Origin of the sequence: Desulfobacter sp. (assembly GCA_028768545.1) — a bacterium.
GTDB lineage: Bacteria > Desulfobacterota > Desulfobacteria > Desulfobacterales > Desulfobacteraceae > Desulfobacter.
In genome coordinates, this window is the sequence record CP054838.1 from 3,524,942 (window position 1) to 3,546,242 (window position 21,301).

At 44.5% G+C, this 21,301-nt stretch carries 18 protein-coding genes and 2 pseudogenes; 7 read left to right on the forward strand and 13 right to left on the reverse strand.

Annotated elements, in window-relative coordinates:
* Positions 1–84 precede the first annotated feature (84 nt).
* Both HUN05_17110 and HUN05_17115 read right to left on the reverse strand, forming a co-directional pair.
* Positions 85–2,160, reverse strand: coding sequence for a 6-phosphofructokinase (locus tag HUN05_17110; GenBank protein WDP86630.1), 2,076 nt, complete (start codon positions 2,158–2,160; stop codon positions 85–87).
* 24 nt (positions 2,161–2,184) lie between these two features.
* Positions 2,185–3,597, reverse strand: coding sequence for a GGDEF domain-containing protein (locus HUN05_17115; protein WDP86631.1), 1,413 nt, complete (start codon positions 3,595–3,597; stop codon positions 2,185–2,187).
* Between the two features lie 157 nt (positions 3,598–3,754).
* On the opposite strand from HUN05_17115, the gene ftsY reads away from it, so the two are divergent.
* The 5 genes and pseudogenes from ftsY (at position 3,755) to HUN05_17140 (ending at position 7,369) form a co-directional block, all read left to right on the forward strand.
* Positions 3,755–4,696 (forward strand): signal recognition particle-docking protein FtsY, encoded by a 942-nt coding sequence (ftsY, locus tag HUN05_17120; GenBank protein ID WDP86632.1) that lies wholly within the window; start codon positions 3,755–3,757, stop codon positions 4,694–4,696.
* Between the two features lie 59 nt (positions 4,697–4,755).
* A pseudogene (locus tag HUN05_17125) lies at positions 4,756–5,388 on the forward strand (LysE family translocator).
* A 61-nt stretch (positions 5,389–5,449) separates the two neighbouring features.
* Positions 5,450–5,713: a hypothetical protein gene (locus tag HUN05_17130; GenBank protein WDP86633.1), complete on the forward strand. Its 264-nt coding sequence runs from the start codon at positions 5,450–5,452 to the stop codon at positions 5,711–5,713.
* Positions 5,710–6,909 (forward strand): GGDEF domain-containing protein, encoded by a 1,200-nt coding sequence (locus tag HUN05_17135; protein ID WDP86634.1) that lies wholly within the window; start codon positions 5,710–5,712, stop codon positions 6,907–6,909. The genes HUN05_17130 and HUN05_17135 overlap by 4 nt, the downstream gene beginning before the upstream one ends.
* Before the next feature lie 4 nt (positions 6,910–6,913).
* Positions 6,914–7,369, forward strand: coding sequence for a GNAT family acetyltransferase (locus tag HUN05_17140; GenBank protein ID WDP86635.1), 456 nt, complete (start codon positions 6,914–6,916; stop codon positions 7,367–7,369).
* A gap of 11 nt (positions 7,370–7,380) precedes the next feature.
* On the opposite strand, the gene ligA is transcribed toward HUN05_17140, so the two are convergent.
* From ligA to HUN05_17160, 4 genes are read right to left on the reverse strand one after another with little or no spacing between them, the layout of a single operon-like run.
* The gene (gene ligA, locus HUN05_17145) at positions 7,381–9,411 is read right to left on the reverse strand and encodes an NAD-dependent DNA ligase LigA (protein ID WDP86636.1); all 2,031 of its coding nucleotides are present in this window, start codon (positions 9,409–9,411) and stop codon (positions 7,381–7,383) included.
* Positions 9,408–10,175, reverse strand: a complete 768-nt coding sequence (locus HUN05_17150) for a nucleoside phosphorylase (GenBank protein ID WDP86637.1) — start codon at positions 10,173–10,175, stop codon at positions 9,408–9,410. Before HUN05_17150 ends, ligA begins: the two co-directional genes overlap by 4 nt.
* Positions 10,144–10,401 (reverse strand): hypothetical protein, encoded by a 258-nt coding sequence (locus HUN05_17155; GenBank protein ID WDP86638.1) that lies wholly within the window; start codon positions 10,399–10,401, stop codon positions 10,144–10,146. Before HUN05_17155 ends, HUN05_17150 begins: the two co-directional genes overlap by 32 nt.
* A 36-nt stretch (positions 10,402–10,437) precedes the next feature.
* On the reverse strand, positions 10,438–11,481 hold the full coding sequence (locus HUN05_17160) for a galactokinase (GenBank protein WDP86639.1): 1,044 nt from the start codon (positions 11,479–11,481) through the stop codon (positions 10,438–10,440).
* 135 nt (positions 11,482–11,616) lie between these two features.
* Between HUN05_17160 and HUN05_17165 the strand changes: the two are divergent.
* A pseudogene (locus HUN05_17165) lies at positions 11,617–12,788 on the forward strand (IS4 family transposase).
* Here the strand turns inward: HUN05_17165 and recO are convergent.
* The 6 genes from recO to HUN05_17195 all read right to left on the reverse strand — a co-directional run bounded on the left by recO (position 12,785) and on the right by HUN05_17195 (position 19,390).
* A complete protein-coding gene (gene recO / locus HUN05_17170) occupies positions 12,785–13,594 on the reverse strand; it encodes a DNA repair protein RecO (GenBank protein ID WDP86640.1) in 810 nt (269 codons plus the stop codon). The pseudogene HUN05_17165 and the gene recO overlap by 4 nt on opposite strands.
* Before the next feature lie 6 nt (positions 13,595–13,600).
* The gene (gene mgtE, locus HUN05_17175) at positions 13,601–14,965 is read right to left on the reverse strand and encodes a magnesium transporter (protein ID WDP86641.1); all 1,365 of its coding nucleotides are present in this window, start codon (positions 14,963–14,965) and stop codon (positions 13,601–13,603) included.
* Between the two features lie 38 nt (positions 14,966–15,003).
* Complete coding sequence (locus tag HUN05_17180; protein WDP88113.1) at positions 15,004–15,945, reverse strand: SurA N-terminal domain-containing protein; 942 nt, start codon at positions 15,943–15,945, stop codon at positions 15,004–15,006.
* 14 nt (positions 15,946–15,959) lie between these two features.
* Positions 15,960–16,517, reverse strand: a complete 558-nt coding sequence (locus tag HUN05_17185; GenBank protein ID WDP86642.1) for a hypothetical protein — start codon at positions 16,515–16,517, stop codon at positions 15,960–15,962.
* Positions 16,518–16,814: 297 nt separating this feature from the next.
* On the reverse strand, positions 16,815–17,933 hold the full coding sequence (locus tag HUN05_17190) for an ISAs1 family transposase (protein ID WDP86643.1): 1,119 nt from the start codon (positions 17,931–17,933) through the stop codon (positions 16,815–16,817).
* 488 nt (positions 17,934–18,421) lie between these two features.
* On the reverse strand, positions 18,422–19,390 hold the full coding sequence (locus HUN05_17195) for an ABC transporter ATP-binding protein (GenBank protein ID WDP86644.1): 969 nt from the start codon (positions 19,388–19,390) through the stop codon (positions 18,422–18,424).
* 245 nt (positions 19,391–19,635) lie between these two features.
* Between HUN05_17195 and HUN05_17200 the strand changes: the two genes are divergently transcribed.
* Positions 19,636–20,883 (forward strand): FAD-dependent oxidoreductase, encoded by a 1,248-nt coding sequence (locus HUN05_17200; GenBank protein WDP86645.1) that lies wholly within the window; start codon positions 19,636–19,638, stop codon positions 20,881–20,883.
* Between the two features lie 80 nt (positions 20,884–20,963).
* Here HUN05_17200 and HUN05_17205 read toward each other — a convergent pair whose 3' ends face one another.
* Positions 20,964–21,164, reverse strand: a complete 201-nt coding sequence (locus HUN05_17205) for a cold-shock protein (protein ID WDP86646.1) — start codon at positions 21,162–21,164, stop codon at positions 20,964–20,966.
* Positions 21,165–21,301 lie beyond the last annotated feature (137 nt).

Here is a 21,301-nt window from a genome sequence, read left to right on the forward strand (position 1 = left end):
ATAGTCCTTTGTCAAGTTCAAACCAGAGTGTAATATTTTTTTCTGCCTGTTTTTACATCTTGAACAGAGGCTCTAATTTAAAAATTATAGTGAATTGAGTTTAAGCATCAAGGGCCTGTCTTCTTCGGTCTGGCCTGAGAACAAAACAGGGCCCGGATTTCTGAACCGGTCAGGTCCCGGGTCCGCGGCCACCCAATCCTCTCTTATTTGCTGAAAAATCTTAAAGGCATTGGAGTTCAAATCCACAATGCTTTTTTCAATCACAAGTTCCAGCCGCCCTTTTCGTTCTTCTAAATGCATCAGCCGGGCAATGGGTATTCCGATGGGCTCCCAATGCGTGAAATCCTGTTCCAGATTTAAAATCGCTGCCATCTGTCCTGTGGCATTGCCGGCAATGAGATGAAAGGCAGTCAAACCCAGATTATAGGTATAATTGCAGTCAAAATTGGTGGGGTCCGACCCCCTGCCGTCATACCCGTAAAAATGAGTCTGGATCTTAAAGTCGGGCTCTGATTTTTTAAACAAGGTCTTGAGTGCTTCGGGCAGTTCCTCCTCGGCATCCATCATGCCCGAGTTAACCAGGGCGAGTTTCATGGTTTTAAGGGAAATAATTTCCGGTTTGACCAAAAGATATTCCCCGTCAGGATTTTTGAAAATGGCCGGTGCGAACATCTCAGGATCCATTCTGGCCAACTCCATAAATCGAAGGTAATCCCGGCGTTTGATCCCCACCTTGTATACTCCCTGCTCCTTAAGTACATCAAGATATTCTCTGACCATATCCATGACAATCTTTTCTGTTTTAACCTGGGAAAATTGAAAATTGCCGTGTAAATCCCTTTCCACCAAAAGCCCTTCTTTAAAAAATGAAGGCAATTGATTGAACAGCTCGTCATCTCTCAGGTTCCAAATGGGAAAGGCCCCGGTATCAATCATTCCCTGGCTCATTAGTCTGAGGTAGTCCAGCTTTTCATTGAGCCCTGGAAAAGATCTGTGAAAATCAAGATCATGGATATTGTTGTAATCGGCAATGATCTTGTTGAGTTTGATGATAAACACCTGAATTTCATTGATAAATTCCAGAATACCCTCGGGGATGATCATGATCCCGAAATTTTTACCAAAGGCTGCCCGTTTAACAATAATATCACAGATCACCCGGGAAAGATGACGCAGGGTAATCCCGTAGGCATTGTAATCCGTGCCCTCAAGAGAACTTGCTTTTTCAATTCGTTTCTCGTCAATATAATCGGCAAGTTCCTCACCGATAAGGGCCAGGTTAACATGGGTCTGAAGGGCGGATTCCAGGGTCAAATGACTTGCCACCCGGCCCATGACCTTGCACACATGCCAATATTTGATATCAGAACTGCCGTCATTGGCAAGGTTGGAAATATTTCGTGCAAAAGATCTTGCCGCAGAATGAAAACCAAATGAAATAGCGCAAAGGGTCTGCCCCTCATCTGTTTTCACCTGGATATCTCCGTCTATGGTCTTGGGAATCCCGATCACTTTAATGCCGGAAGATTTAAAATGCTGTGCCAGAAAGGCTGCATTGGTGTTGGAGTCGTCCCCGCCGATAATCACCAGGGCGTCCAGATCCAGGCCCCGGCAGGTGGTCAAGGCTTTTTCCATTTTCCCGCCCGAATCGATTTTGGTCCGTCCGGTTTTGATCATGGAAAATCCGCCCATGTTTCTGTACCGGTCAACCAGTTCCTGGGTGATCTCTATGTACCGAGCCTCTAACAGGCCGTCAGGTCCCTGCAGAAACCCGTATACCTTGGAATCGGAATTATACTTTTTAATCTCGTCATAGAGCCCGGCAATAACATTATGCCCTCCGGGAGCAGGGCCTCCTGAAAAAACCACCCCGACATTGCGCTGTTTTGAAAATGCCTGTTCTTCGGATTTGGATATTTTTGTTGCCGCCACAACCTGCTGAACCGAATTATTGATAATCCCGGGCAGCATCCGTTCCGCCTCTGTATCCTTGATAAACTGATATTGTTTTCTGGATTCCAAGGTTGAATATTGGGTATTGAAAATGTCAATTTTTTTGGGGGAAAATGATCGTCTTGCCAAGGTGTCCATGCTATCGTCTGACATAACGTGGCAGGCGGCGTCCAACAACGCCTGTGGTACCGTCTCTGTCGATCCCATTCATACTCCTGTTTATCGCGGGGTCTAATGAACCATTACCTGGTTCCGTCCGTTTTCTTTGGCCTTGTATACGGCCATATCGACTCGTTCAAAGACCTGTTCATGTTTTGTGTCTCCCTTGTTCACACAGGAGACCCCTATACTGACCGTTACTTTAACCTTTTCGTTCTTATATACAAATTCGATTTTCTCAATCGTGGTTCGAATTTTTTCAGCAGCACTCCGGGCACCTTGTTCATCGGTTTCCGGCATGATGATAATAAACTCTTCTCCGCCGTAGCGGGCAAGCATATCATTTTTTCTCAACAAAGGGTGAGTTCTTTTAATAATTTCCTGAAGGCAGCGGTCTCCGACGGCATGACCATACCGGTCATTGATTTTCTTGAATTCGTCCGCATCAATGAGCAACAGGGAAAAAAGGTTGCCATATCTTAAAAACCGGTCCATTTCTTCATCAATTTTTTTGTCATAGGCCCTCCGGTTTAAGGCCCCGGTCAGCTGATCCTCATTGATCTTTTTTTCAAGCTCTTCAGAATACCGGGTGGCATCTGCCAGTTCTTTTTTAAGTTTGGCAAATCCTGATTTAAAAGAAACTTGGTTTTCTTTTGCAAGTTTGCTGACCGCATCATCCACTCGCTGCTTTTTGTGCAGGGCATTTTCAATGGAGGTCAGGCGCTGGGTAATTTTGATTTTCAGTTCATCCAGACTTGCTGCCATGTCAGAGGATTTTTTCAACCCGTTCATCTCATTGCTTAAAATGGTTTCAAATCCCGTGTTGGATGAAAACAGGGAATTGGTCTGCTCATAGGAATTGACAAAATGGGCTTCTATGTCCAGGATTTTGCTGACAATATCTTTGACAAAGACATTGACCTTTTCCCTTTCATGGCTGGTTTGTGAAATATATTGAAAAATTAAGGCAAAAATATTTTCCCTGACATCGTTGATATCGCTTGAATCCTGAATCCTGATAATCTGGGCCGTAACATTTTCCAGTTTTTTAACATAGGTTTTATCCAGGGTGGATTTGAGGGTGTTGACCACCTCATGGTAGCTTTGTTTAAAATCTTCTATAAATGTGTCGGAAGAAGATTTTAAAAAAAAGGAAAACATCCCCTTTTTCTTTTTAAGGGAAACAGGGCCGATATCCTCTTTGAGCATGGCGTTTTTCATCTGCTGGAATATATAGTCAATTTTGGAAAAGGAGGCTTTTTTCCTCATGGCAGTGCCCAGGTCCTTGCAGGCTTTACCAAAGAGGGTCTTTTCCTTTGAAACTATATCCAAAATCACGGGAAAATACTTTCGATACAGCCTGTCCTGGCTTTCAAACCGTTCTTCTAGACCATCCAGCTCTTTTAAAAGGATATCCTTCTGGGATTCTAATTTTTGAATACGATCTTTTAAAACCGCTATTTTATCGTCCAGTTGCCCCGCCATAATTAAAATCCTTGTTAATGGGATCGATTGCTGACTTATTTTTAGCTGTTGACAGAAAGAAAGTAAAGGCAATTTCACTTTTCTTGGCTTGATTCCAGCCCAAGAAAAATGTAAAAGATCATAAACTTATAACTGATCTGCAAGGAGATTCAAAGGCGTGGCCTTTAATATTTTTAAAAAAAAAGAAAAAGAGACTGAATCCGGACTGTTTTCAAAGCTAAAAACCGGATTGTCAAAAACCCGTCAGGTATTAAATACCGATGTTGGACAATTGTTTTCCAGTGCAACTGCCATTGATGATCATCTATTTGATGATCTTGAAGAACTATTGGTTACCTCGGATCTGGGCATAGATATTTCCATAAAGATTATGGACAAAATCCGTAAAAAGGCAAAATCCCTTAAAACCGGACAAGAACTCAAACAGGCGCTCAAACAAGAACTTCTCACCTTGTTTTCCGGTGAACCCGAACCTGCCCAAAAAACAAAACCCCATGTTATTATGATGGTGGGCGTGAATGGTACAGGAAAAACCACCACCCTTGGCAAACTTGCCACACGATACACCAAACAGGGTAAAAAAGTCCTGATTGCCGCAGCAGACACCTTTCGGGCCGCAGCCATTGAACAGGTTGAAATCTGGGCAGACAGGGCCGGTGCAGACCTTGTCAGGCACAAGGAAGGGGCTGACCCTGCTGCTGTGGCCTATGATGCGGTCGAAGCTGCCATGGCCCGGGACGTGGACCTGGTGCTCATTGATACGGCCGGCAGGCTGCACACCCAAAAAAATCTCATGGAAGAGTTAAAAAAGATCAAACGGTCCGTGGACAAAAAGTTAAAAGGAGCTCCCCATGAAATCATGATGGTGATCGATGCCACCACAGGACAAAACGCCATTTCCCAGGCAAAAATATTTAATCAGGCCGTAGGACTTACGCAGATTACCGTGACCAAACTTGACGGCACGGCCAAAGGCGGGATTGTGGCAGCGGTATCATCCATTATGGATCTTCCAATCACCCATATTGGTGTGGGCGAAGGCATTGAAGACCTCCAGGACTTTGATGCCCAGCGGTTTGTCAATGCATTGTTTGATTAAGATGTTATGTATACCCTGCAAAATCGCATTTTTGACCTGTTCTTGCCACAGGAGACCCAATGTTTGGAATTGAAAATTATATTGGATTTATCATTGCCGCCCTTATTTTAAACCTGACCCCGGGTGCAGACACCTTTTATGTCCTGACCCGGTGCGTCTCCCAGGGCAGGTAGGCTGGCCTTGTCTCTTTTGCCGGCATCATATCAGGCTGTGTTGTTCATGTCCTGTGTGCCGCCTTTGGGTTATCCATGATTTTAACCACATCTGCTGCGGCATTTAACCTGGTCAAGTGGGCCGGGGCATTTTACCTGATCTTGCTTGGGATCAAAACCCTGCGAGACAAATCCAGCCAATTTGACACCCATGGCAGCAGAGGGATTTCCAAAGATCTTGTTTCAATTTACCGGCAGGGGGTTATTACCAATGTGCTCAACCCCAAGGTAGTCCTTTTCTTTCTCTCGTTTCTGCCCCAATTTATTACTCCGGAAAAGGTCACAGGTCCCCTGCCCTTTCTGGTTCTCGGGGGTACCTTTCTTATCACAGGCTCCCTTTGGTTTCTCTTTCTTGCAGGGACAGCAAGTCTTATGACCCAGACCCTGAGAGACAACAAACAAATCGGATTGATTCTACAAAAAATATCCGGTATTATTTTTATCGGATTCGGTGTAAAGCTTGCCTTTAGCTCCAAATAAAAATTGATGGTTGCAAATTAAAAACTCTAAATCAGCATGAACCTTATTTTAGGAATACCTGATGATATCCACCCGCACCAAACTGATCGTTTGCCTGAGCATTATTTTGCTGTCCGGATTTTTTTTGACCAATTATTTTTCGTATACGGCATCCAAAAAATCGGTCAGAACCGGAATTATTAAAAACAGTCTGCCCCTGTCCCGGGACAACATCTATTCGGAAATACAGCGAGATCTGACCCGGCCCATTTTTGTATCCTCTCTCATGTCCAATGACACCTTTTTAAAAGACTGGGTCCTCAAAGGGGAAAAAAAATTGAGTTGATTCAAAAATACCTTGAAGAAATTCGTGACAAGTATGGATTTTTCAGTTCTTTTTTTGTTTCAGACATCAGTTTGAATTATTACCATTTTAATGGGATTTTAAAAAAAATATCCACTGATGACGACCATGATGTCTGGTATTATCAATTCAAGGACAAACAAAAAGACCATGACCTTGTTGTGGATACCAATGAAGCCGAACAAAATCATTTGACCATATTTATCAACCATCGCCTCATAGGATATGAAGGCCAATTTTTGGGGGTGGTGGGTGTAGGCCTTGATTTTAACCGGGTGGCCACCCTGCTTGAAGAGTATCGAAAAAAATACAATCGAAATATTTATATGGTAGATCCTGCCGGAATGATCATGGTGCACAAGGATAAATCAAAAATAAATACATTATCCATTCACCAGGTTCCGGGATTAAAAAAAGTGGCGCCCAAGATACTGAACACCTATGATAAGCCTGCTTTTTTTGAATATGATAAAGAAAATCAGCACATCCTTTTGACCACCCGGTTCGTCCGGGAACTGGGCTGGTTTCTCATGGTTGAACAGGATGAAACCCAGGCCTTGTCGCCCATTAAGGCAGCCTTGTATCAAAACCTTGGCTTCAGCATTGCCACCACCTTGCTCACCATAGCTTTTGTCTTTCTGGTGATTAATTTTTTCCAAAAAAGACTGGAGGCCATGGCCATTACAGATCCTTTGACCCGGGCCTTTAACCGGAATGAATTTGAGCAACGGTTCAAATATATGACTGAGATGAACCGGCGCACCCGGGAAAATATCTGTATTGTTCTTTTTGACCTTGACCACTTAAAAGCGGTAAATGATACCCTGGGTCATCTCATGGGTGACCAGGTGATCAAAAAAGTGGCCCAAATCGCTTCCAAGACCATCCGGGATCAGGACATGCTTGTCAGATGGGGGGGGGATGAATTTGTGCTTTTAATTAAAAACAATCTTGAGATTTCATGCCGGGTGGCAGAACGGCTGCGTCAAGCGGTTGAATCCCATGATTTTTATGCATCAGTGAATGCCAAAAAATTGCCTGAGAAGGTAACCATCAGCTGCGGCATTGCCAAATACCAAACTGGCCAAAGCCTGGATGATATATTGCACAGGGCCGACAGGGCCATGTACCGAGGAAAAGAAAAAAACCGTAATGTCGTTGTTGTGGACAAGGACTAAAAATATGCAGGACCTTATCATTTCTCCCTATACCCAGAAAGACCATGACCCGGTCATTTTTCTTTGGGACCAATGTCATCTTATTGTTCCCTGGAATGATCCAAACAAGGATATTCAACGCAAGTTGCAAGAATGCCCGGACCAGTTTTTTTTGGCCCGGCAACATGACCTGGTAATCGGTTCATGCATGGCAGGCTATGATGGTCACAGGGGATGGTTTTACTATCTTGGGGTATTGCCAAAATTCCGGCATCAAGGGGTGGCAGGTCAATTAATTGCCCACGGAGAAACCCTGCTCACAAGGCTTGGATGTTCAAAAATAAATCTGATGGTCAGACAATCAAATACAGAAGTCATCCAATTTTATAAAAAAAACGGATATGGTCAAGACCCGGTTATGGTGATGAACAAGCGGCTTGAATCTGATATCAAAATCCAAGTATCGCCACCCCCCTTATGAAAATGGGGGGCTCAGGATGGATTGACTGAATCCATGATTTCCATAAACCCTGTTTCATCTAATATACGAATGCCCAGGGCTTTGGCTTTTTCAAGCTTTGAACCGCCATCCTTGCCTACCAGAAGATAATCCGTTTTAGAAGAGACACTGGAAGTCACTTTTGCCCCCGCCCCAAGCAGTTTTTCCTTGGCCTGGGACCGGGAAAATTGGCTTAAGGTCCCCGTGATTACAATCGTTTTATTGGAAAATGGATGGTCTTGGGGCTGTTTTTCAAAAAACAGGTCATTGACCGGCCTCAGACCCGCAAGTATCATCTCCTTGACCAAAATTTTATTTTCCATCACGCTAAAAAAATCCGTCACAGCTGCGGCGGTCTTTTCTCCCATGCCGTGAATAGCAATAATATCTGCCTTGGATGCCCCCATCAGCGCGTCCAGGTCTTTAAATTGTTTGGAAAGCAGGCGGGCGGCATTTTCACCGGTGTGATCAATGCCCAGGGCAAAGATAAACCGGGCAAGGGAAACGGATTTCCCCTTTTCCACGGCCGCCAGAAGATTGTTTGCAGATTTTTCTCCCATCCGGTCTAATCCAGCAACCTGGTCAGCCTCCAGTTTAAACAAGTCGGCAAAGGAATTCACCATGTTTTCATCCACCAATTGCTCAACAATTTTTTTGCCCAACCCGTCCACATCCAACCCTTTTTTGGAAACAAAATGCCGGATCCGTTCTTTGAGCTGGGCCAGACAGCCAGCATTCACACATTTGACGGCGGTTTCATCCTTTTGCCGTTGCACGGCAGAGCCGCAGACAGGACAGGTCTCGGGCATGGTAAAGCCTTGCTCATTTCCCTTGCGTTCCTGGTCAAATATCTTGACCACCTTTGGAATCACATCCCCTGCCCGGGTCACAAGGGCCTTGTCATTGATACGGATATCCTTGCGCTTGATTTCATCTGCATTGTGAAGGGTGGCTCTGGAGACCATGACCCCACCGATATTAACAGGTTCCAGCAGGGCCACCGGCGTTAAAACCCCTGTTCTGCCCACCTGGATGATAATATCATTGATCCGGGTGACTTTTTCCATGGCAGCAAATTTGCAGGCAATGGCCCATCTCGGGCTTTTGATCTTTTCACCCAGGGCCTTTTGAAGGACCAGGTCTTCTATTTTGATCACCATACCGTCAATTTCGTAATCCAGATCGGGCCGAATGGATTCAAGATGCCCAAAGGCCTGGATCACCCCTTTGATATCAATCTTTTTTTGAACATGAGGATTCACGGGAAATCCAAATTGTTCAAGCCGGCCGAGAATCTGGGACTGGGAAGAAAATTCTATCCCACGGGCCAGCCCCACCCCGTAAACAAAAATATCCAAGGGTCTTTTGGCCGTGACTCTGGAATCCAGCTGGCGTAGTGATCCTGCAGCTGCATTTCTCGGGTTTGCAAAGGCAGATTCGCCCTGGTTGATCCGGGTCTGGTTCAGGCGGATAAAATCCGCCTGGGTAATGATGACCTCCCCTCTGACTTCTATAAATTTGGGAACAGGGGCCTGCGCATGGGTCAATCGTAAGGGAATTTTGTCAATGGTTCTGATATTGTCGGTAATAACTTCACCGTTTATGCCGTCTCCCCTTGTGGTGGCAAGGACCAAGACCCCGTTTTCATAGGTCAGTTCAACAGCCACCCCGTCAAGTTTGGGTTCAACCGTGTATATCATCCGGTCCAGGTTCAAGGCCTTTAAATTTCTCTGGTGAAAGGCCAGAATATCTTCATTGGAAAAGGCATTATCCAGACTGAGCATGGGCAGGGAATGGGGAGCGGTTTTAAAAGATTTTAAAGGCGGGGCCCCTACCCTTAATGTGGGAGAATCCGAAACCTTGAGTTCCGGGTGAGCGGTTTCGATCTCCACCAGCCGTTTGAGCATCAGATCATAGGTCTCATCATCAATCACAGGATCGTCAAGCACATGGTAACGATAACTGTGTTCTGTCAGTTCTTTTTGCAGTTTACAAGCTTCTAATTTAAGCTGGTCTTGATTCATAGGGCAAGGGTTCCAATCATTTCCACCATTGATTTACAGGCAAATTGTCGCCTGCTCTTAAACTTTTTTTTTCTGAACCCAGGATCCCAGTCTCCGGTTTCAGAGACAAGGGAATCAGAGACCACCAGCAAAGCCGCTGCCCTGACCTTTCGGTATGAAGCAGCACTAAAAAGTGCCGAACATTCCATGTCCACGGCATGGGCGCCTTTATTTTTAAACCAGTCTACCTTGCCCCGGGTTTCCCTGTAAATGGCATCTGTACTCCACACCGGCAGTCTATGGACATTTTTCCCGGCATCTGCCAGGTGGGAACAAAGGGCGTCAGACAAAGAGGGATCAGAACTCACCTCGGCCGGATCTCCTTTAAGGTCCATATAATGACGGGAGGTTCCCTCATCCACAAGCGCCCGGTCCGGTACGACAAGATCTCCGGGGACAAGGTGTTTGGAAATTGCCCCGCACCAGCCCAGAATAAGGATGTTTTTCGTCCCTTTTGCAATCATCGATTCCATGAGCATGACCCCGTACGGGGCACCAATATAAGGACCTGCAATGCAACTGCCGTCCTGTTGGGATTCTCTGGTCATGATGCTTCCCATAAAAAAAGGCCGGGAAGTGAACTGGCCGCAGTTGTTTTTAATAAACCGCAGATCAGGCTCTGTACTGACCATCAGGGCGGCAGGCCCGATATCGTTTGCCTGCCTTGCCCCTAAGGGAGGTACAATGGACGGATTATTCAGGTCCGACCATGTCGGATAACTCATCTTTGACCTCATCAATAATCTCGTAGAGCCACATAATATCTTCCACAGACAGTCGGCCCGCCTTTGAAGGCGCACGGTCTGAACCATCTTTTTTCTTGAGTATTCTGGGTCCGAGCTGAACCTTTGGCTCTCCTTCACCGTATTGCTGAATGGATATTAATAAACCGGTTTCTTCATTTTTCCACTCTTTTATTTTTTTATCCTTTTCAGGATCATAACCTGCCATGGGGTCTCCTTTGATTCATGGGTTAATCTAAACATTTTATACTTCAACACATATGCCTTGGGTATCGATCCGGGTCGCGAGAATAGATCCCGTTTCCACATTATCAAAAAGTTTTTGCCAGCAAAGGCTAAGGGCCTGGATACGATCCTCTTCTCCAACAGCCCAGAGGCATCCTCCGGCACCCGCACCTGTAAACCTGGCTCCGCAATTTTGTGCCACAGCGCTTTCAAACATTTTTTGACCGGTCTTGTCAAGAACATCCGGAGTCATTTCACATCTTAGCCGGGTCTCTTTATTCATTAATTTACCCGCCTGATCATACTCTTTGGCCATTAAAGCCTGTGAAAAATCCCGGGTAATTTTTACAATCTGTTCAAAAGGGGCAAACAGATCTCCGGATTTAAATCCTGCAACCCATCTTGAATTAACGTCCGCCGACACATGGGTAATGCCGCAAAAGGCCACCAGAATATGACGGTTTAAATCCATGATGTCTGCATGCCGTTTATAAAGGGGGGTCTGAATAAATTCAGGGCCTGTTTTGCCGAGTTTCCACTCCCAGAGATTGACCCCGCCAAAGGCGGCCGCTGTCTGGTCCTGCATCCCGCAAGGAACGCCTGCCACCGCAGATTCAATATAATGGGCAAGCCAGGCAATCTGTTCAGGATCAATGGATTTGCCAAGGGCCGTGTAAAACCCCGCAATAAGAGCCACTGCAGCTGAAGAGGATCCGCCCAGGGCACTTTTAGGAGGCGAGCTTGATTCAATATGAATATGCAGGCCATGGGCATTGAAAAACTTTGCAATGGCAAACATCAGCCCCATGGGATTGTCAGTCACGTTTTCATCTCTGTCCCGTTCAATGGTGGCAAAGCCTTTGGATGAAATTTTGATCCGTCCCCGGGTAAAGGAAGATAAGGTTACACAGGTCCTCAAATCCAGGGCCAGATTAAAGGTGGCAGGATTGACACGGGCCAGGGGAATGAAAAAAGTTGAAATATCAAGGGTACCGCCAAGATCAACTCTGCAAGGCACTGAGGTTTTAACTCTTTTTCGGTCAAGAATGGGTTTAAAATTCATTTTTCCTCAGTAGTGTCCGGTTAGGTTGTTGCATATAAAAAGCATCTAAAATCATTGAAAAAACAGTCGGTTTTGTGTTGACAAATGTGCGTAAAAATTTTTGTGCGCCTTGAAAACTTAACTCAAGGAGCTCAAATGACGCACATCTCAGTCCCTAAAAAACAACTACGGTCCCTGAACTTTGACAATTTCAGGTGCCCTCTCTGATAAAGTCACTTTCAAAAGCACCGGAATTACAATCTCGAGGAGACCGCCCTTTAAAAATGACATTCGAAGACCAGATAAATGCTTTGGTTTATTTCCATCTTCAGGAGCACAAGTCTGCCCGACATTTAATTCAGGATCTCAAGGAGAATGTTTTTGCTAAAGAAAATATTGCGCCAGACGGTGGTATCAGCCGTAGTAGTTTCTGTGAAGCCATCAATCACAGGGGACTCGAACAACTGCAATTTATCTTTGAGGATCTTTATAAACAGGCTCTTGAGTGTCATCCGGGTGAACACGCCGAGTTAGGAGAGTTGGTTTCCATTGACGGTAGTCTCATAAATGCAGTCCTTTCAATGCACTGGGCGAACTACAGAAAAGGAAGTAAAAAAGCCAAAGTACATTGCGGATTTGACATTAATCACGGAATCCCAAACAAAATCTTTTTGACTGAAGGCAACGGCGCTGAACGCACTTTTGTTCCCAAAATACTTTCCAAGGGGCAAACAGGTGTTATGGATCGTGGATATCAATCCCATAAAGAATTTGACCTGCTTCAGGAGCAAGGCAAACATTTTGTCTGCCGTATAAAAACCAGGACAACAAGAACAATTATTGATAACCACGAGACCTCTTCCGACAGCTACATTTTTTATGATGCACTGGTTAAACTTGGTACTCCGAATCAAAACCAGACGAAAAGGCCTGTTCGGGTTGTTGGCTATAAAATTGCTGGCGTCAAATACTATGTGGCAACTGACAGGCATGATTTAACAGCGGAACAAATAGCAACAATTTATAAACTCCGGTGGACCATTGAGGATTTTTTCAAATGGTGGAAAGAACATCTGAAGGTATATCATCTCATTGCCCGCAGTGAATACGGCCTTATGGTTCAGATTCTTGGCGGCCTTATCACTTACCTGTTACTGGCAATCCATTGCCAAAAACAGTTTAATGAAAAGGTCACGATCAAAAGAGTTCGGCAGCTGCGAACCGCCATTCTAAATGACCTGTTTGGCTGCGAGGAGCAGGGCTCTCATAGTTCAAACAGGGACAATATTGTCAAAGATCAAAAAATTATTGAGCAAGCAAAAACCTAACCGGACATCACTGATTTTTCCTGCCTTATTCTCTGCAAAAATAAAAGACTTTTGAATCTGCGGCCGATATGAAAGGGAATAAACGACTCGAGCAAAATTTCTCCTTCCTTGATGGCAAAGGGAGAAAACCGGATCCGGTCGGCCCGCTCGACCTCATTGGTATTCATCCAGAATAATTGTTTTAAGGTGCCTTTGGACACTTTTGTAAAAAACTTTGATTCATGACGCCTTGCCTGGCCGTGACATTTGGGACAAATAATCTTTCCCTCTTTAAAATCAAAATGCAAATGGCTGGCATCCACCTCATCCATACGGGTTTGGCAATGATCGCAGCAATCCAAATTCGGGGAAAACCCTGACAGACTCATAAATCGAATCTGAAACAACAGGCTGATCACCTGGGTGCGGATATCTGATTTATCCAACATGTCCAAAGCAAAATACAAAAGATCATACAACTCTTTTTGGGGTCTTCCCTCTTCAAGCCAAAACATTAGAATTTCAATCCAATAACAGGCATAGGCAGTTTTGAAGACATTGTACCGGATATTTGCAAATCCGTTGCCAAGAAGAGTCTGGGTTAAGATCACCAGCCCCTCTTTATTCTTTTTGGGAAATGAACAATGGATGTGATTGGCTGAAAACAGGTCAAGGGCCCCTGAAAAACGGCGTACACTCTGTTTTGCATTCTTTGCGATCACTACAATTTTTCCCCTGTCCCGGGTCAAAAAGGTAATAATCAGATCATGATCCCCATACTCGATTTTACGCAGCAATATAGCGTCTGTGTTAAAGTCTTTCGTCATATGCTGTTACAGGCCGAGCAAAAAACGGGCAATCGTAAAATAACAATAGACACTGACAATATCGATGGAGGTGGTAACAAAAGGACCTGTGGCCACGGCAGGGTCGATGTTCAGACGCTGAAGAACCAGGGGAACCATGGACCCCACAAGGGCTGCCACGGACATGGAAAGAAAAATGGCAAGTCCCACAGCCATGGCCAAGGCCCAGGAAAAAGGCTCGGACATAAAACTGATCTTTGCAACCATGCCGATTAATGCCCCGTAGACAACGCCGAGAATCGACCCCACAGCCAATTCCTTTGTGACCACCTGGGCAAAGTCTTTAACATCCACCCGTCCTGTGGCAATGCCCCGGACAACAATGGTTGAACTCTGGGTACCGATATTGCCTCCCATTCCCATGATCACCGGAATAAATGCGGCAAGTCCTGCAAACTTCACCAGGGTTTCTTCAAACCCGCCAATGATAAAAAAGGCAGCCACACCGCCCAGGCAGGATGCAAACAGCCAGGGCAGCCGTATCCTTGTTCCCTTGATGATGGTCTGGGTTTCAACGTACTCTTCACCCACGCCCGCCATTTTCAACATATCTTCTGTGGCAGCCTCGTGAAGAATATCAATAACATCGTCCACGGTCACAATACCCACGATCCGATTATCGTCATCCACCACAGGAACGGCCAGGTAATCATACCGGGAAACAATCCTTGCCACCTCTTCTCTGTCCGTATAGGGCTTGACCGAAACAATATCCGTTGCCATGAACTCTTTAAGGGGACGGTCCGGTGATTCCACCACAAGCTGGCGCAACGAACTTACCCCAACCAATTTACCATAGGAATCTATCACATAAATATAAAAAGGCATTTCCACATCCAGATATTTGTTCTGTAATGCTTCGATCACCTCTTTGGCATTTACATCCTCTTCCAATGCCACAAAATCTTTGACCATAAGAGAGCCTGCGGTGTCTTCGTCATAGCTCATGATCTGCTCGACATTGTCAGACTCTTCTTTTTTCATCTTTGAAAGGATTTTATCAGACAGTTCTTCATCCAGAAGCCCGAGCAATTCAGCTGCGTCATCCGAAGGCATGTGGTCAAATATTTCCACAAGCGTTTCAAATTTCACAGTTTTAACAAACTCGACAAAGGTGGCTTCATCCAGTTTGGAAAACAGGATACCAATCTCTTCAGGATCCTCAAGAAGATTAAAAAGCTTTTGCTGGTTGAGCAGGGTCAAATCCCGAAAAACAATGGAAAGGTCAGCCATATGGGTTTTATTGATAATATTGAGCAAGGGTTTGTTGGCCCCCCTGCGCAACAACCTTTTAATGCTGACTTTTAGTATCTGGATTTGTTCTTTTTGCATAAAATTTCCCCGGCAAAAAAGCCCTAAGGACTATATAATTAGAGCATCAGTTTGATATGGGCGTTCTGTTTAAGAGATTCCATCCATTGATTAAACTGCTTTTGACCCTGTTCTTTAAAAAGGATATTTTGAATTTTTGTTTTGGCCTGATCTGCTGTCTGATTTCCTTCCATGATGATATCTTCCACATAGATGATCTGAAAAGCGGAACCCGTTTTCATTACAGGGGTATGATCCCCTTTTTTAAGACCCTCCAGAGCTGTTTTAATATCCTGACTAAAAGAATTGATGTCAAACAGACCCAGTTCCCCGCCCTGGGAGGCATTGGATCCAATTGAAAATTCTTGGGCAAGATCGGCAAAGGACTCACCGGATTTGAGCCGGTTTTCGACAAGGGTGATCTCATCTTGGCTCTGGGATAAAATATTTCTCAATTGGTATTTTTTGATCCCGATAAACTCATCTTTGTGTGCATCATAATAGGTTTGAATGTCTTCATCCGTAATCACAATTTTTGAACGGACCGCCCTGTTGACCAGCATGGACTGAAGAATCTGGTCTTTCATTTTTTCCCGGTATTCGGCTATGGTCATGCCTTCTGCGGCAAGACCGCGCTCAAGGCCTTCATCATCAATCTTGTTGGCGGTTTTGAAATTTTCAATGGCCCGATCCACATCTTGAGTCTTTACCTCAATTCCGTATTTTCCGGCTTCCTGAATGGTCAGCGAACTTTCAACCAGCTGGTTGAGCATATCAGATTCAAGTTGAGTGATAAGCTCTTGTTTGCGTGTATCAGAATTTTGAGAGGCTTGAATATTCTTTCGATATACCATGGTGGCCTTGTTCAATTCTGAAAGGGTTACAATATCATTGTTAACAATGGCCACAATCCGATCGATAACTTCTGCAGAAGACTGAGAAAAAAACCCCATCATTGCCATACCGATACCAAGGAAAATAATTTGTCTTATCTTCACGATCAATCCGTCCTTTTTTATTCCTGTTTCATTAAAAAAACAGCCAGAGCCTTTTGATTTATTTCCACAGGGTATTTAATTTTCAACCCTGAAATCCACTCATCATAAAAGGCCTGACTTTTTTCCATTCTCAGTTGTTTGACTAGTCCGGCTTCATCTAAAGCGTGACGTTCGTCCTCTGGCTGCCCGGCAATACGGCTATAAAAGGCCACCATATCTTCAGGACTGATTTCCTGAACATCCACAAGTTCAAGCTGAACAATTTTATCAATGACCATATCCTTTTCAAGTCTGTTTCTCCAGACCGGGTACGGGATTGCATTTTCCAAGAGCATCTGCTCAAAACTATCTTGTGGATAGTCTTTTTTAAATTCAGATTCAGCCAGGGCCACATCCTCTTCACTTAAAAAGATTTTTTTTTCTTTTGCCCTGGCCAAAATCACAGTCTCGTCAGTCAAAATTGAAACCAAATCCAGAACCATGCTGTTATAGGCAAGGGGCTGATTCTTTATATCATAGGGATAGGCGGTTAATTTTAAATCAAGTTCATCTGCAAACGCTTCAGGGCTTACCAAAACCGAACCGGACTTGATGATAAACTCTGGGGAAGGGGGAGCCGGAGGAGCACAGCCTAAAATCCCTGAACAAAAAAAAAGCCCCGTCAGCGCAAGTGCCCAGACTGTTATATTTTTTAGGACCGAATTCAAAAAACGGCCCTTATTTTTCCGGTTTTCCCTCAAGTTAATCCCTCCCTTTTAACAGGTTGGAAACTTTATCATTGTCGCCTTAATTTCGCAAGTTAATTCAGCCCCCCTGCAGGGCTCAAGCATGTAAATATTGTAAAGTGCCTATAGTTTTGATTGGTTCAAGTATCATCCAAACATAACTTCCTCCAGATATTTGATATCCATAGCAGCATTCAACCTTTTGGTTTTTACACTCCCTTTAAATGTCTTATTGTTCCGTAATAAATTTAATGCAATGTGCCGAATCGCTGCAAAATTCTCAGGAGAGTTCCCCTTTCTGACTCTGCTTTCGTCTTCACGGAACGCAATATCCAATACCCAATGCACTGAATTTTCAATTCCCCAATGCCTCCTGACAGCATTACCAAAAATATTGGGGTCGCTATCCAGGCTCGATATATAATATCGCTTTTCATGACTGATCTGGCCGTCCATTTCCCGGGTGGATTCAATCATTCCAATACTTTTCAAACCTTTCCAACTTTTTTTATCTTCAAACCAATCAATATCAGAGGTTATCACAGCCCTGCGCGTTTCGACTCGACCGTGCCCTCCGTCAACACTGGTCTGTTCATTAAACTGGTACCCCTGATTTTTCATTTCTTCCATTTTATTGAAAAAAAGTACCGCTTCATCATGCAAGGTTTTATGATTTTCTTTCAGGGCAAGGACATAGTCACACCCTTTGTTTATTATGGTTTCAGCGATTTTCTTTTGAGTGCCCATGGCATCAATGGTTATAATGCAGCCCGAGATATCTAAAAGTTTTAAAAGATTTGGAATGGCCGTAATTTCATTTGATTTTTCTTCGGTTTTTAATTGCCCTAAAACCACTTTATTAGACGAAGCCCACGCACTGATCATATGAATGGCTTTCTTATCATTGGAGGTATCGTGTGAACGCCTTAGAGTTTTGCCGTCGATTGCAATGACTTGACCTTTGGTCATCTTTGCAACCGACTGAACCCAGTGCATAAAACTGCTCTGAAATTCATTCGGGTTCATCCTTTCAAAAATTCTGCCAAAGGTGTCATGGGAGGGTATCCCATGGGGAAGGCTTAGAAATTTTGACAACCACCTTTTTCTCTTTTTGCCAAAGTTTTCAATTTGCTCATAAGTGTCTGCGCCAGCAACTACCGCACAAATTGCGATGATGACGACATCAATTAAATTATGAAGCTTATTGTGGTGTCTGGGGTCCTGAATATTGTCAAAAAAAGTTTCAAGAGATTTTTTTTCGTTCATTGGCAACTCCTTGTGTTTATTGCCATATATATCGTATCTGTGCAGCGATGTCTAGGAAAATTTTGTTCGATGCTCATATACTATAGCAAGCCAGGAGAGCCAGACTGGGATAGGGTGAAGGGGGTGGAGTGGCGTAAATGAGCGGCCCGCCAGGACGGCATAGGTCCGATCATTTCCGCTTCTTAAGCGGTCAGGACGACCGCTTAAGATTTAACGGAATCCCCCTCACCTATTCCAGCCGGGTAAGGACGAATCTTAATAAAAGTTACATGCGATGACCCTGAGCCCCCCTGATCCACCTTACAGAACCATCTTCTTGGTTGCCTTGGTTTGCTCCTCACTGCGGAGTATGACGTATACACATCATTCGTCGCTGGCTTGGCGCCGCAATATGTTCCCTTGATAGAGGCCAGAAAAGCACGGAACATCCCCTTATTTAGGCAAATAAAAATTTAGGTGGTGGTTTTGCCTTCCCACCCTGTAAAATATCAGGGGGTAAACAAGTGGCAGGCCGCTTTATGGTCAGGATTATCCAGATCAGTGACAAGTTCGGGCTCTTGTTCAAAACATAGGTCAAAGGCCTTGGGACACCGGGTATTAAACCGGCAGCCTTGGGGCGGATGTTCGACCGAAGGGATTTCCCCTTTTAAGGGCACCTTTTGGGTTCTGATTTCAGGATCGGGAACCGGAATGGACTCCAGCAGTGCCCGGGTATATGGATGGGACGGAGAGGTATACAGGGTATGGGCATCTGCAATTTCCATGATCTTGCCAAGATACATGACCAAAATCCGGTCGGACATGTGCCTGACCACAGAGAGGTCATGGGAGATAAACAGATAGGTTAATTTTAAATTTTTTTGAAGGTCAAGCAGCAGATTCAAAATCTTGGACTGAACAGATACGTCAAGTGCGGATACGGGTTCATCGCATACAATGATTTCAGGGGTCATGCTGACCGCCCTGGCAATTCCAATCCGCTGGCGCTGGCCCCCGGAAAATTCATGGGGATACTTTTCAAGGGCCTCGGATCCGAGTCCGACCTGATCGAGCAATGCTTGGACCTGAGTTGAAACATTGGATCCTTTCTGGCCGTGAATAAGATATTTTTCTTCAAGTATCTGTCTTACGGTCTGCCTTGGATCCAGAGATTCAAACGGATCTTGAAATATCATCTGTACACGGGTGGAAAAGGTCTTGCGCTCGGATGAACTCATCTGGGCCAGAGAAATGTTGTCCAATGTAATCTTGCCTTGGGTCAGAGGGTACAGCCCCATGATACACCGACCCAAGGTGGTCTTTCCGCAACCCGATTCCCCGACAATACCAAGGGTTTCTCCCTTTGAGACACTAAAAGACACCCCGTCCACTGCATGTATATTGCCTTTGGCACGCAAAAAGACCCCGCTGGTGACGGGAAAATATTTTTTTAACCCCTTGATTTCCAGAATCTGCATCTTTGTCCTGTCTTTATTAATTGGGGCTGCTTTTATCCCCCATAAATTTGATGTATCTTATATACCATCTTTAATTGTCTGGACAAGAAATTAACTCAATAATTGATTATCTGTCTTTATTTTGGCATTGAAATTTACAAAAAACTGTCTTAACCTGACATTTTTCTTGAGGGTTGCAGTTTCAAATCAACTTTAATCCTTGGACCATGTTTTAACCTAAGCTTTCTAAAAAAAAAAGGAAATCCATGGAAAAGAACCAGTCCGTAATCGTTATCGGCGGGGGAGTGATCGGTCTTGCCTGTGCCCACTACCTTATGAAACAAGGTGCCCGGGTGACAATCATTGAAAAAAACACGGCAGGGTCGGGTTCTTCCCACGGCAACTGCGGGTTGCTCTACTTTACAGATGTCATCCCCTTGTGCGCACCAGGCGCTGTCAGCCATGAGATATACAGAACACTTTTGGGCACCTCTCCTTTGTATATTAAGCCCGGGATGGATATTGAACGGATGCTCTGGCTGGTCAAGTTTGCCTTAAACTGCAGGATCGGTCATATGAATCAAGCGGCCACAGCCAAATATGAGCTTTTAAAATATTCATCAAAATTGTTTACAGCTCTTTTAAAAAACAAGAATTTCCCATGCGATTTTGAACAAAAGGGTATTTTATCTGTGTTTAAAGAGGAAAAGAATCTTGAATCCTTTGAAAAAACAAATAATTTTCTCCAAAAATTCAACCTTGGGTATAAACGGCTTGGCAAAAAAGACACCCTTGATTTGGAGCCTGCATTATCCCCTGAAATTGCAGGCGCATGGTATAGTGACCAGGATCATCACTTAAGACCCGAACACTTTGTCAGATCATGGAAAACCATGCTGGTTAACCAGGGATTGACCCTAATAGAAGAGTGTGAGGTCATTGATATTTGCATAAACAAAAGATCAATCAGACATGTGAGCACTTCAAGGGGAAATCTTTTTGCCGATGCCTTTGTACTTGCCGCCGGTGCCTGGAGCCCGTTAATTGCCAGCAGTTTGAATTTAACCCTGCCGGTGCAGCCTGGAAAAGGATACAGTATCACCATGGAGCGGCCGGATCCATGTCCCAATATCCCCTGCATGCTCTGTGAAAAAAATATGGTGGTCACGCCCTGGAAAACCGGATACCGCCTTGGGGGCACCATGGAATTTTCCGGCTATTCAGATCATTTAAATTCCAAACGCCTAAAAAAACTCATACAAGGGGCAAAAGAATATATGAGTGCTCCTTGCGGCCACCCCATAATTAAAGAATGGACAGGCCTTCGCCCCATGACCTATGATGACATGCCAATCATCGGCAGATCTCCTTTTCAGGACAATCTGGTGATCGCAACAGGCCATGGCATGCTCGGTCTGACCCTGGCCACCGGTACAGGAAAGTTGGTTTCAGATATGATCTTTGAAAAAAAGACGCAGATCGACACAGAACCTTATTTGCCTGGCCGGTTTTAAACCAGGATTCAACCGAAGAAAAGAGACCAAAGAAAAAGGGTTTTTAAACTTGAGCAGCCAAAAACCCTTTAAAAAAACTACTAGAGAACTGTTACATTAACCGCTGCGGGCCCTTTCTGTCCGTCTTCTACATCAAATGTGACCCGATCTCCCTCATTCAGGGATTTGAAACCAGTTGCATTGATGCCGGTATGGTGGACAAATACGTCAGGTCCTTCTTCCTGCTCAATAAATCCATAACCCTTTGCATCATTAAACCATTTTACGATCCCATTTGCCATTGTGACTCTCTCCTTACTTTAAGTGAATAATTGTAGTTTCAAACTTTAGGTCCTGCCACTTCAACAAATGGGTCCAGCCCTTAGAACGAAACCGACAAAGCCCTTTATTGCCAAGCTTTGAATGTATATTATTAGCT

Coding starts and splice junctions, on each gene's coding strand:
- HUN05_17150 (WDP86637.1), bottom strand. CDS start 10,175: ATGAGTTATCCGACATGGTCGGACCTGAATAATCCGTCCATTGTACCT.
- HUN05_17200 (WDP86645.1), top strand. CDS start 19,636: ATGGAAAAGAACCAGTCCGTAATCGTTATCGGCGGGGGAGTGATCGGT.
- HUN05_17160 (WDP86639.1), bottom strand. CDS start 11,481: ATGAATTTTAAACCCATTCTTGACCGAAAAAGAGTTAAAACCTCAGTG.
- HUN05_17130 (WDP86633.1), top strand. CDS start 5,450: ATGATATCCACCCGCACCAAACTGATCGTTTGCCTGAGCATTATTTTG.
- HUN05_17140 (WDP86635.1), top strand. CDS start 6,914: ATGCAGGACCTTATCATTTCTCCCTATACCCAGAAAGACCATGACCCG.
- HUN05_17115 (WDP86631.1), bottom strand. CDS start 3,597: ATGGCGGGGCAACTGGACGATAAAATAGCGGTTTTAAAAGATCGTATT.
- ligA (WDP86636.1), bottom strand. CDS start 9,411: ATGAATCAAGACCAGCTTAAATTAGAAGCTTGTAAACTGCAAAAAGAA.
- HUN05_17190 (WDP86643.1), bottom strand. CDS start 17,933: ATGAACGAAAAAAAATCTCTTGAAACTTTTTTTGACAATATTCAGGAC.
- HUN05_17155 (WDP86638.1), bottom strand. CDS start 10,401: ATGGCAGGTTATGATCCTGAAAAGGATAAAAAAATAAAAGAGTGGAAA.
- HUN05_17195 (WDP86644.1), bottom strand. CDS start 19,390: ATGCAGATTCTGGAAATCAAGGGGTTAAAAAAATATTTTCCCGTCACC.
- HUN05_17205 (WDP86646.1), bottom strand. CDS start 21,164: ATGGCAAATGGGATCGTAAAATGGTTTAATGATGCAAAGGGTTATGGA.
- recO (WDP86640.1), bottom strand. CDS start 13,594: ATGACGAAAGACTTTAACACAGACGCTATATTGCTGCGTAAAATCGAG.
- mgtE (WDP86641.1), bottom strand. CDS start 14,965: ATGCAAAAAGAACAAATCCAGATACTAAAAGTCAGCATTAAAAGGTTG.
- HUN05_17110 (WDP86630.1), bottom strand. CDS start 2,160: ATGGGATCGACAGAGACGGTACCACAGGCGTTGTTGGACGCCGCCTGC.